Origin of the sequence: Pseudomonas sp. AM4(2022) (assembly GCF_036346515.1) — a bacterium.
In the GTDB taxonomy this organism is placed as follows: domain Bacteria; phylum Pseudomonadota; class Gammaproteobacteria; order Pseudomonadales; family Pseudomonadaceae; genus Aquipseudomonas; species Aquipseudomonas paracarnis.
In genome coordinates, this window is the sequence record NZ_JAOTNW010000022.1 from 16,774 (window position 1) to 33,336 (window position 16,563).

At 60.4% G+C, this 16,563-nt stretch carries 11 protein-coding genes and 1 pseudogene; 8 read left to right on the forward strand and 4 right to left on the reverse strand.

Annotated features, from left to right (window positions below; translation table 11 throughout):
* Positions 1-71 precede the first annotated feature (71 nt).
* Positions 72-1,277, forward strand: coding sequence for an EAL domain-containing response regulator (locus tag ODQ19_RS23360; RefSeq protein ID WP_330211331.1), 1,206 nt, complete (start codon positions 72-74; stop codon positions 1,275-1,277).
* A 47-nt stretch (positions 1,278-1,324) separates the two neighbouring features.
* Here ODQ19_RS23360 and ODQ19_RS23365 read toward each other — a convergent pair whose 3' ends face one another.
* A complete protein-coding gene (locus tag ODQ19_RS23365) occupies positions 1,325-1,453 on the reverse strand; it encodes a hypothetical protein (protein ID WP_330211332.1) in 129 nt (42 codons plus the stop codon).
* Between ODQ19_RS23365 and ODQ19_RS23370 the strand changes: the two genes are divergently transcribed.
* On the forward strand, positions 1,442-1,735 hold the full coding sequence (locus ODQ19_RS23370; protein WP_330211333.1) for a hypothetical protein: 294 nt from the start codon (positions 1,442-1,444) through the stop codon (positions 1,733-1,735). The genes ODQ19_RS23365 and ODQ19_RS23370 overlap by 12 nt on opposite strands.
* Positions 1,736-1,806: 71 nt before the next feature.
* On the opposite strand, the gene ODQ19_RS23375 is transcribed toward ODQ19_RS23370, so the two are convergent.
* The 3 genes and pseudogenes from ODQ19_RS23375 to ODQ19_RS28260 form a co-directional block, all read right to left on the reverse strand.
* The gene (locus ODQ19_RS23375) at positions 1,807-2,688 is read right to left on the reverse strand and encodes a hypothetical protein (RefSeq protein WP_116668770.1); all 882 of its coding nucleotides are present in this window, start codon (positions 2,686-2,688) and stop codon (positions 1,807-1,809) included.
* Between the two features lie 257 nt (positions 2,689-2,945).
* Positions 2,946-8,456 (reverse strand): YadA-like family protein, encoded by a 5,511-nt coding sequence (locus tag ODQ19_RS23380; protein WP_330211334.1) that lies wholly within the window; start codon positions 8,454-8,456, stop codon positions 2,946-2,948.
* A gap of 213 nt (positions 8,457-8,669) precedes the next feature.
* Positions 8,670-8,786, reverse strand: a pseudogene (locus ODQ19_RS28260) (ESPR-type extended signal peptide-containing protein); the annotation flags it as partial.
* A 1,351-nt stretch (positions 8,787-10,137) separates the two neighbouring features.
* Here ODQ19_RS28260 and tssB point away from each other — a divergent pair.
* Genes tssB through ODQ19_RS23410 form a run of 6 tightly spaced genes read left to right on the forward strand, consistent with a single transcriptional unit; the run spans position 10,138 to position 16,498 of the window.
* The gene (gene tssB, locus ODQ19_RS23385) at positions 10,138-10,641 is read left to right on the forward strand and encodes a type VI secretion system contractile sheath small subunit (protein ID WP_330211335.1); all 504 of its coding nucleotides are present in this window, start codon (positions 10,138-10,140) and stop codon (positions 10,639-10,641) included.
* 33 nt (positions 10,642-10,674) lie between these two features.
* Positions 10,675-12,216 carry a type VI secretion system contractile sheath large subunit gene (gene tssC, locus ODQ19_RS23390; RefSeq protein WP_065944093.1) on the forward strand — a complete coding sequence of 514 codons (1,542 nt, stop codon included), beginning with the start codon at positions 10,675-10,677 and terminating at the stop codon, positions 12,214-12,216.
* A 24-nt stretch (positions 12,217-12,240) separates the two neighbouring features.
* Positions 12,241-13,596, forward strand: a complete 1,356-nt coding sequence (tssK, locus tag ODQ19_RS23395; protein ID WP_330211336.1) for a type VI secretion system baseplate subunit TssK — start codon at positions 12,241-12,243, stop codon at positions 13,594-13,596.
* The gene (gene tssL, locus ODQ19_RS23400; RefSeq protein WP_330211337.1) at positions 13,593-14,273 is read left to right on the forward strand and encodes a type VI secretion system protein TssL, short form; all 681 of its coding nucleotides are present in this window, start codon (positions 13,593-13,595) and stop codon (positions 14,271-14,273) included. The genes tssK and tssL overlap by 4 nt, the downstream gene beginning before the upstream one ends.
* 7 nt (positions 14,274-14,280) lie before the next feature.
* Positions 14,281-16,041 carry an OmpA family protein gene (locus ODQ19_RS23405; protein ID WP_330211338.1) on the forward strand — a complete coding sequence of 587 codons (1,761 nt, stop codon included), beginning with the start codon at positions 14,281-14,283 and terminating at the stop codon, positions 16,039-16,041.
* Positions 16,007-16,498, forward strand: coding sequence for an Hcp family type VI secretion system effector (locus ODQ19_RS23410; RefSeq protein WP_116668776.1), 492 nt, complete (start codon positions 16,007-16,009; stop codon positions 16,496-16,498). The genes ODQ19_RS23405 and ODQ19_RS23410 overlap by 35 nt, the downstream gene beginning before the upstream one ends.
* The last annotated feature ends 65 nt before the right edge of the window (positions 16,499-16,563 follow it).

Below are 16,563 nucleotides of genomic sequence, written 5' to 3' on the forward strand. Positions count from 1 at the left end.
GGCGTCGGCTACCACCAGCAATCAGGGCGTATCGGGCGTTCGTGCTGCAACCCAATTGTGGAGAATCAGTGATGCAAGTGTTGCCCCTGCGAGTGCTGGTGCTGGAGGACCATCTGTTCCAGCAAACCGTCGCCGTCAACCTGCTGAAGAAGCTTGGCTGTCAGGATGTGTTCAGTGCTTCAAACGGCACCCAGGCCCTGGAGACCCTGCAACGGGTCGGTCCGGTGGACATTGTGGTGTGTGACCTGCGCATGGAAGGCATGGATGGACTGGAGTTCCTGCAACGCGTGGCTCGCGTTGGCCTGGTGGGCGCGGTGATTCTCAGCAGTTCCCTCTCGGGAGACGTACGCCAGGCGGCTCGGCAATTGGTGACGCTACTGGGGCTGCCGCTATTGGGCGACCTCGGCAAGCCGCTGCACGCTGAAGCCTTGAACGAGCTGCTGCATAAACACTTGAGCGATCCCAGGATCGCGCCGATGAGCCTCAAGCCCTTGGAGCTGGCGCAAGCCGGCGAAGTTCGCTCGGCCATGCATCAAAAGCAAATGGAAACGTACTTCCAGCCCAAGGTCAATTTGCTCAATGGTGATGTGATTGGCGTCGAGGCGCTGACACGATGGAACCACCCGACCCAAGGGGTGGTTTCTCCGGCGGTGTTCATGCCTGCCATTGAAAGTTGCGGGTTGCTCAATGAGTTACTGTTCAGCCAGATCAGGCACGGCCTGGCGTTGGCCCGCGAGGCTTCGAGTCGTGGGCACGTGTTGAATATTGCGTTCAACCTGGAGCCGGTACAGCTCTCCAATCCCGAGCTGGTTTCCATCATCCGCAGCATTTTGTGCAGCTTCGGACTACCGGCTTCCAGTCTGACATTTGAATTGACTGAAAGCGGTTTGCTCGAAGCGTCGGCCACCTGCCTGGAAAGCCTCGTGCGGTTGCGCATGATGGGTTGCCGGTTATCCATCGATGATTTTGGCGTGGGGTTTTCCTCCCTGCAGCGCTTGTGCCAGTTGCCCTTCAACGAGATCAAACTCGATCGCGAGTTCGTTCGGGGGCTGGACCACGACCCAAGATGTGTTGCGGTGATCAAGTGCACGCTCGAGTTGGGCAAGGCGCTTGGCATGTCGGTGGTCGTCGAGGGCATTGAAAAACAAGAGCAATATCAACAGTTGCTGGAGCTTGGGTGTGTGCAGGGGCAGGGCTATTTCTTTGCAAAACCCATGACCGAGCAAGATTTTTTGACTTGGCTGGGAGCGCGCGCCCCCTCTGGAAAGCGCGTCTGACGGTCTGCTGGCTGGTTTGGAAGGATATATAAATGCCCACATGTTCTTTACGCATCTTGATTGCCGATCACGTCCACCTGCAGCGCTTGAACCTCGAACGGATGCTCAATCACTGCGGTTACCATCGAGTGGCGCCCGTCTCTTCGTTGGAGGAGTTGCTGGCGATGATCGACCATGCCATTGATCCCTTCGATTTGTTGCTCATCAACAGCGCATTTGTCGGTGGCGCCATGCTTGACCTTGAAGCGTTCTGCCATGATTGCCCGCGTGTACACCATGCGTTGATTTACGAAGGGCTGCCCCTGATGGAGCCAAAGGCCGAAGGAAAGCCGCCGGCAAGGGTGATCAAAAAGTTGCCGGGCGTTCCGGATACCGCTGCCATCAAAGGTTTTATGGACCAGATCGACCCCGCACGACCGACACCTTCACGGTATTTTTTCCGCACGCCTGCCCGCTGAACGGGCGGCGCGCGCATTCGCTACGTGCTTACCTCCCTAAGTTGCTCTACTGCTCAACCCACGCAACGCCCCTAAGGCGTTGGTGTGTTCTTCAGCTGTTTGGCGGTGCTGGGAAGGTAGGCCACCTTCAAAAAGTAATCCTTGCCCAACAGCTTGCCCTCGCCAAACCAGGTCATGCCGTTCTGCTGCAGTTTCAACCCAGAAAAATCATACTCGAACAGGGTACGGGTACTGCTGACGAACATGAACTGGTCCGCGTCCAGCTTCAGTACTTTATATTCGGTACCGGGCGGGGGCGTCTGTTCTTTCAGACGCAGCAGATAGTCGGCTGCCAGGCCCACGAACATCTCCATGGATAACTGACGGTATTGTTCCAGCGTCAGCCCTGGACGCTGTTGCAATTCGGTGGCGATCAGCGCGAAAAAATCAGCGTTGGTTTGTGCAATGGCCAACTTGCTCGGCAGACTTGCCAGCAGTTTTGCCTGATCGATCTGAGGCTCACGTTTTTCTACAGGTTTGTTCTTGTCCTGAGGCGGGGCACTTGCCTGCTCGACCAGCAAGCCGTTCAAGCTCAGGGGCGACAGCACGCTGATTGCCAGGTACGCCGCGCAGGCGCGGGTCTGAGCCTGGCGGTCACCGTTTACCAGCAACGACAATGGGTGGCCCTGTGGGGGAATGCTTTGTGCATTGCCGCCTTGCTGCTGGATGAAGTGGTTGACGTTTGCCTGCTGGGTCTCGCCTTTGGCCAGGGCGCAGATCTGTTCCATGGCCAAGGGGTTTTTATGTGGGGCGAGGGCATCAGCCAGGCTGAATACTGCACTTTGCAGGATGGGCAGGGCGGGCACGGCGAGCCACTCGGGCTGGCTGGCAGTAGGGGGAGAGGTTTTTTCCTGGCACCCGGCCAGGCCCAGGCAAGCAATCAAACCAAAGCATAGCGGCAGTTGGGTTTTCATTCAGGGGATCCTGTCGTGGGCAATCCGTAGGTGGGCATAGGGATGTAACTCAGCGTAGAAGAAAAATGCCCTGCGCGAGCCTGATGCAAATCTGAAGGCAGGTGAACCAAATGTGGGAGGGGGCTTGCCCCCGATAGCGCCGGATCAGTCACTGATGCTGTGAATGACACACTGCTATCGGGGGCAAGCCCCCTCCCACATTGGATACCTGCATTAAGCGCAGGCCGGGCTTTTTTCGTTATCGGTTCGGTCTGCAATCACCACTGATAACCAACCCCCACGGCCACGCCAGTGTCATTCTGGCTGCTCGTGGTGCCCATGAAGTTGGTCGACCAGCGGCCATTCTCGGACACGTGCGAAACGCCAATAGCCAGTGCCGATTGCCCGCGGTAATTACCCATCGCCACCGACGTCATGCTGCCGCCGGCAACCGACGAGCGCGGCAGGCTGGCCATTGCCATGGCTCCGGCGATACCAGCGCTCAGGGTGTCGTCCTGCTGCTTGAGGTTGTGTTTGAGATCGGCAAAGCGCTGATCGGTGTAAGCCTTGGAATTGATGTTGGCATTCATGATGCCGCGGCTCACTTGGTCAATGTTGGCGGCATCCGTGCCACGGGTGCCGGCTGCGACATTGGTGATTTGGCGTTCGCCACCCGCGCTACCTACCGAGACGCTGTTCTCGCGATCCGCCACCGAGTTGGCGCCCAAGGCCACGCTGTTTTGTGCCGTTGCCTGAGCGCCGTTACCCGTTGCCGTGGCATTTTCAGCGCTGGCCACGGTGTTGCTGCCTACGGCCATGCTGTTGTTACCCGAGGCTTGCGAGCCCATGCCACCGGCTACCGCGTTGGTACCGCTTGCCTTGGGTTGCGCTGCGGCGCGGGTGTTGTTGACCTGGAATGCACCGCTGGTGCCGTTCTGCACACTGGTCACCGCTGCTTCGACTTTGGTCACGCTGCTGGTGACGTTGGCAATCGCGCCGTCCACATTTTTGATCGAGCCTTGAATCTGATTCAGGCTGGTATCGGTGTAGGCCTTGGACTCGGCCACCGCACCATCGAGCTGACGCACATTGACCGCGTCGGTAGCCCGGCTGCCATCAGCCACGTTGCTCAATACACGCGTTTCGCCGGTGGTCGCGTTGCCTACCGATACGACGCCGGCCGTGGTGTTGCTTGCATTCGAATATTTGCCGGTATAGGTCTCGGTGCCGCGCTGGTCGTCACTGGCGCCCTTGCCTATGGCGACACTGCCGGCAGCGGTGGCTTTCGCGCCATCACCAATAGCCACCGAGCTGCTGCCACTGGCAACGGTTTCATTGCCCACGGCAATGGCCGCCGTACCGCTGGCTTGGGCATTGGGGCCTACTGCCATGGCATCGGTGCCGGTGGCTAGCGAATCGGCCTTGGATGAACTGGCGTGGAAGTACTTGATGCTTGAACCGCTGTTCACGATGTTGTTGAGCTGAGTCGTCAGGCCGACAACGGTGTTATTGGTCAAGAAAAGCTGACTGCCATTGACTGCGTCGGTGCTGGTAGCACTGAGGCTGCCGGCGGCGACGTTGGTCAGGGTGGTCGCAGCACCACCTGGGTTGAAGGTCACTCGCGTTTTACTGTTCACGTCATCGTACTTGACGCCCACGGCAGCGGTATTGGCCAGGCTGTTGCTGAGGCCGGTCAAGGCATCGCCGACAGTCGCACTGGTGGTGGCGGTGGTGGTATTACCGGCGGCGTCGATGGTGGTGGTGTTGAAGCTTGGCGCAGTCACGGCACCCGTTACCGGATCCACTTGGGCGCCACCGCCCAACGCGTTGACGACGAACTGGCTCTGGTTGCCGGAATTGGCAATCAGGGTATTGAGCTGTGCGGTGGTGTTGAACAATTGGCTGCCGTTGACTGCGTCGGTACTGGTAGCGCTCAGGCTGCCGGAGGCGACATTGCTCAGAGTGGTCGCAGCGCCGCCCTGGTTGAACGTCACACGGGTCTTGCTGTTCACGTCATCGTACTTGACGCCTACCGCGGCGGTAGTGGCCAAATTGCTGATCTGCGTGCTCAGGTTGTTGACCGAGGTGTTGACGTTGGTACTCAGGTCGGTGACCGAGGTGTTGGTGGCGTTCAATTGACTGCCATTGACGGCGTCGGTGCTGGTAGCCGACACCTGCCCAGCCGCGACATTACTGATCTGCCGCTCGGCACCAACGGCACCAACGCTGAGCACGCCCACAGGCGCAGTACCGGCGTAATTGTAAGTGGTGCCATTGATCACGCCGCTGGCAGTTGCCGCGGCCACAGCGGTGGTGGCGCCGTTACCCAGGGCCAGGGAGTTGGCGATGCTGGCGTTGGCACCGTTGCCCAAGGCAATGGCGTTGTCGGCCGAAGCGGTTGCCACCGGGCCGATGGCTACGCTGTCGGTGCCGGTGGCCGTGCTGTCGCCCAGGGCCGAGTTGCTGTGGAAATACTTGATGCCAGCGCCGTTGGTGACGATGTTGCCCAACTGGGTGCTGAAGCTGTTACCCAGGTTGGTAATGGACGTGTTGAGGCTGGTGCCCAGGTCGGTGACCGAAGTGTTGGTGGCATTCAACTGGCTACCGTTGACCGCCTCGGTGCTGGTGGCGCTCAAGGTGCCGGCGGCGACGTTGCTCAGGGTGGTGGCGGTGCCACCTGGGTTGAAGGTCACCGAGGTTTTAGTACTCACATCATCGTACTTGACGCCCACGGCGGCGCTATTGGCCAGGCTGTTGCTGAGGCCGGTCAAGGCAGCGCCCACGTTGTTACTGGTGGTGGCGGTGGTGGCATTGCCAGCGGTATCGATGGTGGTGGTGCTGTAGCTTGGCGCGGTCATGGCGCCAGTCGTCGGGTCCACTTGTGCGCCGCCGCCGAAGGCCGCGCTGACGCCTTGGCCGAGTTGGCCCATCTGGTTGCCGGCGCTGTTGGCGAGGTTGCTGATCTGCGTGCTGAGGTTGGTGCTCAGGTCGCTCACCGAGGTATTGGTGGCATTCAACTGACTGCCGTTGACCGCGTCGGTGCTGGTGGCCGAAACCCGCCCAGCCGCGACATTGCTGATCTGCCGCTCGGCACCGACGGCACCAACGCTGAGCACGCCCACAGGCGCAGTACCGGCGTAATTGTAAGTGGTGCCATTGATCACACCGTTGGCAGTTGCAGTGGCCGCAGCGGTGGTGGCGCCATTACCCAGGGCCAGGGAGTTGGCGATGCTGGCGTTGGCACCGTTGCCCAAGGCAATGGCGTTGTCGGCCGAAGCGGTTGCCACCGGGCCGATGGCTACGCTGTCGGTGCCGGTGGCCGTGCTGTCGCCCAGGGCCGAGTTGCTGTGGAAGTACTTGATGCCGGCGCCGTTGGTGACGATGTTGCCCAACTGGGTGCTGAAGCTGTTGCCCAGGTTGGTAATGGACGTGTTGAGACTGGTGCCCAGGTCGGTGACCGAGGTATTGGTGGCGTTCAACTGGCTACCGTTGACCGCGTCGGTGCTGGTGGCACTCAAGGTGCCGGCGGCGACGTTGGTCAAGGTCGTTGCAGTACCGCCCTGGTTGAAGGTCACCGAGGTTTTGGTGTTCACATCATCGTACTTGACCCCCTCGGCAGTGGTGTTGGCCAGGTTGCTGATCTGCGTGCTCAGGTTGTTCACCGAGGTATTCACGTTAGTGCTCAGATCGGTCACCGAGGTATTGGTGGCGTTCAACTGGCTGCCATTGACCGCATCAGTGCTGGTGGCCGACACTCGCCCAGCCGCGACATTGCTGATCTGCCGCTCGGCACCGACGGCACCGACACTGAGCACGCCCACAGGTGCAGTACCGGCGTAATTGTAGGTGGTGCCATTGATCACGCCGCTGGCAGTTGCAGTGGCCGCAGCGGTGGTGGCGCCATTACCCAGGGCCAGGGAGTTGGCGATGCTGGCGTTGGCGCCGTTGCCCATCGCGATGGCGTTGTCGGCCGAAGCGGTTGCCACCGGGCCGATGGCTACGCTGTCGAGGCCGGTAGCCGTGCTGTCGCCCAGGCCAGATTCGCTGTGGAAATACTTGATGCCGTCGCCATTGTTGATGATGTTGCCCAACTGGGTGCTGAAGCTGTTGCCCAGGTTGGTAATGGACGTGTTGAGACTGGTGCCCAGGTCGGTGACCGAGGTGTTGGTGGCATTCAACTGGCTACCGTTGACCGCGTCCGTGCTGGTGGCGCTCAAGGTGCCGGCGGCGACGTTGTTCAAGGTCGTTGCAGTACCGCCCTGGTTGAAGGTCACCGAGGTTTTGGTGTTCACGTCATCGTACTTGACGCCCACGGCGGCGGTATTGGCCAGGCTGGTGCTGAGGCCGGTCAAGGCAGTGCCCACGTTGTTGCTGATGGCAGGGGCGCTGGCATTGCCAGCGGTATCGATGGTGGTGGTGCTGTAGCTCGGTGCGACCCAGGCCCCCGTGGTCGGGTCCAACTGCGCGCCGCCACCCAGAGCGGTGGTGAATTGTTGATCCTGGGCGCCCAAGGCATTGACTGCCGTGTTGGTCGCGTTCAATTGGCTGCCATTGATCGCATTGGTGCTGGTAGCCGAAACCTCGCCTGCGGCGACGTTGGTGATCTGCCGCTGCTGGGTTGCATTGCCAACACTGAGCACACCCACAGGCGCAGTACCGGCGTAGGTGTAAGTGGTGCCGTTGATCACGCCATTGGTCGTCGCAGTAGCAGCAGTGGTGGTGGCGAAAGAGCCCAACGCCATGGAGTTTGCGACCGTAGCACTGGCGTTGTTGCCCAGGGCGACACTGTTATTGCCTGACGCAGCGGCCTCACCGCCAAGCGCGACGGCGCCGGCTGCCAGCGCCTGGGCCTGCCAGCCCAACGCAAGACCGTCAATGCCGGAGGCGGTGGATTCAGAGCCGATCGCGACGGAACCGTTACTCTGGGCGCTTGATAAGTTCCCCAAGGCGATCGCTCGACCACCCGTTGCAGTGGTGGTGGCACCGTTACCAAGGCTGATGGATCCGCCGCCGGCAGCTGTGGCCAACGGGCCGATGGCCACACTGTCGAGACCGGTGGCGCTGCTGTCACCTTTGGTTGAAGCGCTGTGGAAGTACTTGATGCCCGTACCGTCATTGACCATACCGCTCAGTTGGGCGCCCTGGGCGCTGACGGTGGTATTGGTAGCGTTCAACTGAGTGCCATTGACCGCCTCGGTGCTGGTGGCACTCAAGGTGCCGGCGGCAACATTCGCCAGCGTGGTTGCAGCGCCAGTCGGGTTGAACGTCACGCGGGCCTTGGTGGCCGCGTCGTCATAGTTGACACCCACGTTAGCGCTGTTGGCCAGGCTGGTGCTCAGGTTGGTCAGTGCATCACCGACATTGGCGCTGGTGGTGGCGGTGGTGACATTGCCCGCTGCATTGACGGTGGTGGTGCTATAGCTTGGGGCGGAAATCTGCCCGGTAGTGCCGGTGACTTGAGCGCCACCACCCAGCGCGGTGGCCGTTGAAGTTGCGGTGTTGAACAGTTCGGCGCCGTTCACGGCGTCCTGCGAGGTGGCCGACACCGTGCCGTTCGCAAGTTGCAGGACTTTAGTGCCGCGCATGTCGAGGGTATTGATATGCGCGCCGGCGGTCACCGGGGCCAAAAGTGTTGCGGTGGAACCGCCATTGACAAAGAGTTCGTTACCCAGCGTCAACGACGTTGAACCCAGGCCTACCAGCCCCAGTGGGTTATAGAACAACGAGTGATCAGTTTGAGTGTCCTTATTGGTAGGTGTACACGCCGCGGCGTTAGTTACGCCGGTCATCGAGCCCGAGTCACCTACACGGCTGCACCCGGAGTCAGTGCCGTCGTTGACGTAAATACCATCGCCTGGCCCTGCAACAGCGATGGATACCGTCCCGAGCGTCAACACCATCGGAATAAGAGCAGTGCGTACTGTGCGCAAGCTGAGTGAAACAGCATTGATAGAACCAGGCAGTTGTTGTACGCGCAGTGACGTTTGCGCCTTGGCCAAACCACTTCGATCAATGACCGCGCGACGGCTGCTTCGCCCGCCACCGCTGCTTGCGTGTTCAGAGACGACCAACCAACAGTGTTTTGAAACGCTCCAAATCACAGCATGTATTTTGTTCATGTCGATGGCGTAAGCCGTCTCCGCAAAAATAATTAAGTTGGGATTCCGTTAATCATTCGCGCTGAAACTCGCTGGATAACAGAATTGAATTTAGCAGGGTTTTTAAAATGAGCGACTTCCCACTCGTATGGATTGAAAGTGCCAATTTTTAATGCTTATTGAGTGTGTTTGTTCATGGGAACATCCGGGCCGTTCACGTCTCATGGAACAAACTGACGTTCGTATCGGCCTGGCCTAGTCGCTCTTGTCGACGCTCAGGCGGGGTCTGCCTCAAGCACCTACAAGCGATGCATATTCAAGCAATCTGAATACTATGGCTCTGTAGGAAATTTCCTGCCGACCGCGAACGGACATAGCGCCAGAAAATCGCTTTTCGCCAGAGTCAATACGATAGTTATCAAAGAGATAGGCGGGCTTCTGACGCACGTAACATTCATTGTTGATACGGGTAGGGCGTCTTGATCGGGAAAATTTCCCGCGCCTGCGCTGGGGCGGTACTGGCGCGGTGCTACCTCAATCGGCCTTTTTAGCTCGATGCAGCAAGCCTCCTGCTGCCTTTCGCGCAGATGCTGCTCACGGCGCTCAGACAGCGGGGCGTTGCCTGGTGTGTTAAGCGCTGCCACATCCAAACCTTTTGAAGAGAAGTTTTTTTGCAGCCTTTGAAATGTTTAGTAACGGAGTTTTGTTTCGCTATCCAGAAAAAATACTCGGGTTTTTGCTTCTTGGAAACGGCTTGAGGTGTAGGACGTTTAATAGAGTTTTTTAACCCTACAGCCAAAGATTCCCCCTCCCCAAATGTAGGAAAAAAGATTTAGCGAGATAATTTCTCGGTTCGGCTAAGTGTCTAGCGGTAGTTTCGAATTATTGATGTAGGAAATTTCCGAGCGTGATGTGCTCATATAGGTGTGCTGTGTTGAGTGTTCATGCAAATGTGAACAAAGGTGACGTATTGATATTTTTTCAAGCTGGATGTAATACTCTTTAAACGTTATGTTTATCGGGTGGGTTCTCACATAAACCAGCAGTGGCTCCCGGACAGGAATTGCTATTTTCTTGTGCGCTGTTTTGGTGCGGGCAGGCGCAGCGAGCTATTTGAAAAGGAGCAAATCCTGAAGCAGGGCACCCACTTGTCCGCTGCTCGCTGAAGGTAAAACCATCGCAGGTTGAAGTACCACTCTATTGGTGTGGGTATTCAGTTATTACACGAAAGTGCGCTGCTTGTTGCAGCTCTCAGCGGAGTTTATATGCCAGGACGGCAACCCTTTAGAGGCTGTCGGCCAAGCATTAACTCCAGTTTCAGTTGTTGTTCGTGACGCAATGGCGTGTCGCGCAAAGAGTGTCTGGAGGGTGTATGGCTTCAAATAGCTTTCAAAACGAAGTACCCAAGGCTCGGGTAAATATCAAGCTCGATTTGCACACCGGCGGCGCGCAGAAAAAGATAGAGCTGCCACTCAAACTCATGGTCATGGGTGATTACAGCAACGGTCAGGAACAGCGTCCGTTATCTGAACGAAACAAGGTAGACATCAACAAGAACAACTTCGACAGCGTGCTGGCCGAGTTTTCCCCCAGTGTGAAACTGGCGGTGGAAAACACCCTGGTCGAGGGCGACGCCGAAGCGTCCATCGCACTGACCTTCCGCAACATGAAGGACTTCGAACCCGAGCAAGTCGCCCGGCAAATGCCGCAGCTGCGCGCCCTGCTGGCGATGCGCAACCTGTTGCGCGACCTCAAATCCAACCTGCTGGATAACGCCACCTTCCGCCATGAACTGGAGCGCATCCTCAAGGACGACACGCTGAGCGACGAACTGCGCGCTGAACTGGCCGCCCTGGCGCCACCGTCCGCTCGTTGATTGCCCTTGGCTCGCTGATAAGGAATTTTGATCATGTCCGTAGAACACCCATCCTCACAACCGCAACAAACCCAGACCTATGCCGCCGAAGTCGGCCAGGGCGTGTACAACGCGTTGTTCGCCAAGATCAACCTCAACCCGGTATCGGAATTGGGCGCGATCGAGCCCTTCCAGAATGCCGAAGTGCTGTCTGAGGCTTCGCCCGATGAGCGAGTGACCGCAGCGGTCAGCGTGTTCCTCAACCTGCTCAAGCAGTCGTCGCAGAAAGTCGAACGCCTGGACAAGACCCTGCTGGACGAGCACATCGCCGCGCTGGACACGCAGATCAGCCGTCAACTCGATGCGATCATGCACCACCCGGATTTCCAGCGCGTCGAGTCCACCTGGCGCGGCGTGAAGTCGCTGATCGACCAGACCGATTTTCGCCAGAACGTGCGCATCGAACTGCTGGATATCAGCAAGGATCACCTGATCCAGGACTTCGAAGACGTACCCGAAATTGCCCAGAGCGGCCTGTACCAGCACACCTACACCCAGGAATACGACACCCCGGGCGGCGAGCCGATTGCGGCGGCCATTTCCAACTATGAGTTCGGCCGCGGCCCGCAGGATATTGCGCTGCTGCGCAACATTTCCAAAGTCGCTGCTGCCGCCCATATGCCGTTCATTGGCGCGGTGGGGCCGGCGTTCTTCGGTAAACAGTCGATGGAAGAGGTCGCGGCGATCAAGGACATCGGTAACTACTTCGACCGCGCCGAATACATCAAGTGGAAGTCGTTCCGCGACAGCGATGACTCGCGTTATATCGGCCTGCTCATGCCGCGTGTACTGGGGCGTCTGCCCTATGGCCCGGACACCATCCCGGTGCGCAGCTTCAACTACATCGAAAGCGTCAAGGGCCCGGACCACGAGAAGTATCTGTGGACCAACGCCTCGTTTGCCTTCGCGGCCAACATGGTCAAGAGCTTTATCACCAACGGCTGGTGCGTGCAGATTCGCGGCCCGCAGTCGGGCGGTGCGGTCACCGACCTGCCGATTCACCTCTACGACCTGGGCACGGGCAACCAGGTGAAGATCCCGTCCGAAGTGATGATCCCGGAAACCCGCGAATTCGAATTCGCCAACCTCGGTTTCATCCCGTTGTCGTACTACAAGAACCGCGACTACGCGTGCTTCTTCTCGGCCAACTCCACCCAGAAACCCGCGCTGTACGACACCGCCGATGCCACGGCCAACAGCCGCATCAATGCGCGCCTGCCTTACATCTTCCTGCTGTCGCGCATCGCCCATTACCTCAAATTGATCCAGCGCGAAAACATCGGTACCACCAAGGACCGCCGCTTGCTTGAACTGGAACTGAACAAATGGGTGGGTGGCCTCGTCACCGAAATGACCGACCCGGGTGATGACCTGCAAGCGTCCCACCCCTTGCGCGATGCGCGAGTGACAGTCGAGGACATCGAGGACAACCCTGGGTTCTTCCGCGTCAAGTTGTATGCGATTCCGCACTTTCAGGTCGAAGGCATGGACGTCAACTTGTCGCTGGTTTCGCAGATGCCCAAGGCCAAAGCCTGATCCCCTTCGCAAGGACACGATGTGATGAAGATCGACCGCCCCCTGTGGGCCGCGGGCGCCTTGCTGTCGCCGCAACAGTTCCAGCAGCAGGCGCGTTGGGAGGCGTGGGCCGACGACCGTCTGGCCCATCTCTGCCTCGTACACCCCTGGGGGGTTTGGGGGGTGGCCTTCGACTTGCAGGCCTTGCACCTGGGCAAGCTCAAGGCCACGCAGTTACGCGTGCGGCTGCCCGATGGCACCTTGATCGACACCGACCATGTGGATCGCCTGCCACCGGCGCTGGAGCTGGCGGGGCTGCTGTCCGATTCCCGCCGCAGCGCCACCTTGGTGCTGGCGTTGCCGCTGGAACAGGCCAACGGCAATAACTGTGTGTTCGAGGGCGCACGGGTCGACCGGCCTGTGCGCTATCGCCAGGACTGGCGCCAGGTACAGGATGTGTATGGCGATGAGGTGCAATCGATTGGTGTACTCGAACATGTGCTGACTCTGCGCCTGGCCGACGACGACAACGCCGACTACCTGACCTGTCCCGTCGCGCGGTTGATGCGTGACGGACAGGGCGCCTGGCACCTGGACCCTGATTTTGTCCCGCCCTTGCTCAGCTTCGCCGCCCACCCAGGGTTGGTGACCCAACTGGACAACCTGCTGACCCAACTGGCCGCCAAGCGCCAACGGCTGATGGGCATGCGCCGCGAAAGCAACCAGCGCATGGCCGATTTTGCCGTGGCCGACGTGTCGCTGTTCTGGTTGCTCAACGCCTTGAACACCTATCAACCCGTGCTGGCCGACCTCAAGGCTCACCCGGCGCGGCATCCCGAGCAGGTGTACCAGGCGCTGATCAAACTGGCCGGTGGCCTGCTGACGTTTTCTTTGGAACACGATATCGACCAGATTCCAGCCTACCGGCATGAGCAACTGGAAACCGTGTTCCCACCCTTGATGCAGACCATTTCCACCTTGCTTGAGGCCAGCCTGCCGTCGCGTGTGGTGGCGCTGGTGCTGGAGGAGGTGGCCGCCAATCGCTGGCAGGTCACGCTCAACGATGCCCGCCTGCGTGAGCGCGACGGTGCCGATTTCTACCTGTCGGTGCGCTGCCGAATGCCGGCCGCGCAGTTGCAAAAACACTTCCCGCGTCTGTGCAAAGTTGGCACGCCTGACGACGTCAACCAATTGGTCAACGCGGCGCTCGACGGCATTCCGCTGCAGCCGCTCAGCCATGTACCGGCGGCGATTCCACTGCGCCTGGAAAACCAGTATTTCGCCCTCGACCTTGGGCACCCCAAGGGCCAGGCCATGCTCGCCGAAGGGGTCTGTGCGCTGTACGTCCCCAGCACGCTGATTGACATCAAACTTGAACTCTTCGCGGTACTGCGCGCATGAACCTGACGGCCTCGAAAAAGAACCCGGCCTCTGCGCTGGATATCGACAAACTCTTGCAAGACAGCTACCTGCTGGTGGTCGAACTGCGCCAGGGCGCAGAGGTGCAAGACACCTCCGAGCTGTGGCGTTGCTGCGTGCGGCAGGTCAAGCAGGTGTATCAAGCCTTGCAGGCGGCCGGTGTGAGCAACAAAAGCACAGCGCTGATCTGCCATGCCCAGAGCGCGCTGTTCGATGAAACCGTGCTGAACCGTGCCACGGGGCCGGCCCATGCGCGCTGGGCGAGCAAGCCTCTGCAGGCCCACTTGTTCAACCGTCACCAGGCGGGAGAGTTCCTGTATGAGGACATGCGCCAGGCCCTGCGCCAGCCAATGCCCGATCTGTTGGTGCTGACGGTGTTCCAGCGCGTGATGCTCCTGGGTTTTCGCGGGCGCTACCCGGACCTCAACCATCCAGAGCGCCAGCGGCTGATGGACGCCCTGAATGCGCACGTTCCGCCCCTGAAGCTCAACCCGATGCTCACCACCCAGGGCAGCGGCCCACGCAACGAGCGGCTTGGCACCTTGCGCTCGCCCTGGGTTCGCCTGGTCCTGGCGGGTGTGCTGCTGGTCGGCGTCTGGTGGGGGCTGGACCAGATGCTCGGTGGCCTGGTCGCCACGCTTGCCCCTGGCCAGGCGTGAGGCCGCGATGACACTCAACTTGATGCGAGGGCTCTGGCTGTGGGCCGGGGTGCTGGTTGTGACGCTGGCACTGATCATTCCGGCCTCGGGCTGGGTGCGAGCGGCAGCGATTTTGACGGTCGTGCTGGCCTGGGTCTGGGCAGAGCGTCGTTTCGCAAAGCGCGGCGCGCAGTTGCTGCCGCCGGGTGAGACGCCCCTGCCGGCGGAAACTTATCGCCAGCCCGTGGTGCTGGTGTGTGGCGATGGGCTCACGGGCCTGTTCGGTGCCGTTCCCGCCGACCAGCTGGCGTTGCGGGTGACTGCGCAAGGGTGCTATGTGCGGGTGCCTGCGCTGGACCAACTGGGGACGGCAGTGGCGGGCGTGTTGACGCAACGCCCGGACTGGGGTGGGCAACTGAACGTGATGTTTTGCGTCAACCCCGTTGAACATACGGATGACGGCGAGTTGGCGGGGCGCATACGTGCTTTTCGCCACCAACTCACGCTGGCGCGAAAACGCGGCCTCGCGTTGCCCTTGATGCTGGTCAGTTATGGGCAGACCACCACTGACGAAGACGCCTGGTTCAGTTGCGAGAGCGGCGAGCCCGACCTGTGGGTGCGCAGTGCCGGTGCCTGTGCCAGCTTGAGCGATTGGCAGCGCCAGGCCGTCGACAGCGCCCACGGTACGGAGCGTCTGGCCATGGGCGTACAGGTCGGCAGCTTGGCCGCGTGGCTCAAAGACAAGGTGCTGTCGCACTTTACCGGGCGTGACGGGCGTGTGCCGCTGGTGTGGGCGATGACGCTGGTGCCGGCCGTGCCTCAGCGCGTGCCCGGCAACCTGTGGCAGCAATGGCTGCGCGTCAGGGTCGCCCTCGGCGCGTCCGAACCCTCGGTGGCCGGTGCGAGCCTGCCATTTCCCGATCCTTTGCTCAACCTGCTGCCCCTGCGCATTCGGCGTTCTGCGCGGTTGCGTGCGGGCATCCTGGCGGTGTGGCTGTTCACCCTGGCGGGCGTGGTGGCACTGGCCAGTTCGGCCTGGCAGAACAACCTGCTGCTGCGTCAGGTCAGTGATGACCTGCGCCGCTACCACGCCATCCCGCTGGCCGAGCGCCGCGACCAGCCGCAATTCCTCCTGCGCGAAAACGCAGTGGCCGTGTTGCGCGAGGATGCTGCGCGACTGGACGACTACTACCGCCAGGGTGAGCCGCTGGCCTTGGGCTTGGGCCTGTATCGCGGCGAACGCCTGCGCCTGCCGTTGCTGGCGACCATCGCCGCCCACCGGCAACCACCTGAGGCACCGCCGCCGGTGAAGATTCCCGACCCGGTGCGCCTGGACAGCCTCTCGCTGTTCGATCCCGGCCGGGCTGAACTCAAGGCCGGCTCCACCAAGGTGCTGATCGACGCGCTGGTCAATATCAAGGCCCAGGCCGGTTGGCTGATCGTCATCGCCGGGCATACCGACATCACCGGCAGCCCCGGCCAGAACCTTGAGCTGTCCCGCGCTCGCGCCGCCTCGGTGCGCGACTGGATGCAGCGCATGGGCGACATTCCCGACAGTTGCTTCGCGGTCCAGGGCTTCGGTGCCCAGCAACCCGTGGCGAGCAACGACACCGACGCCGGGCGCGCCGCCAACCGTCGCGTCGATATTCGTCTGGTACCGGAAGCGGGGGCCTGTGCGCTGCCCGCTGCGGGGCCGGGCAAGACCCCGCCTGTCGCATTCCGCGACATGCAAACCCCGAGAAAAGGAGCTTCAAATGGCAATTCCCGTTTACCTCTGGCTGCAAGATGATGGCGGCGCGGAAATTAAAGGTTCCGTGAACGTGCAGAAACGCGAAGGCAGTATCGAGGTCATCGCGCAGGACCACAGCCTGTACATCCCCACCGACAACAACACCGGCAAGTTGACCGGCACGCGGGTGCACACCCCGTTCCTGTTCAGCAAGGAAATCGATGCGTCCAGCCCTTACCTCTACAAGGCTGTGACCACGGGCCAGACGCTCAAAAGCGCCGAGTTCAAGTGGTACCGCATCGACGACGCCGGCCAGGAAGTCGAGTACTTCATCACCAAGCTGGAAAACGTCAAGGTCGTCAAAGTCGCGCCAAAAATGCACGACATCAAAGACCAGGGCAAGGAGAAGCACAACCACATGGAACAGGTCGAGCTGCGCTACGAGAAGGTCACCTGGACCTACAAGGACGGCAACATCATCCACTCTGACGCCTGGAACGAACGCCAGAGCGCCTGACGCGTAAAAGCCGGCAGGCGCCTGTGCGCTTGTCGGTTCGCGGTGTGCAGGGTTGAGCGCCCGTT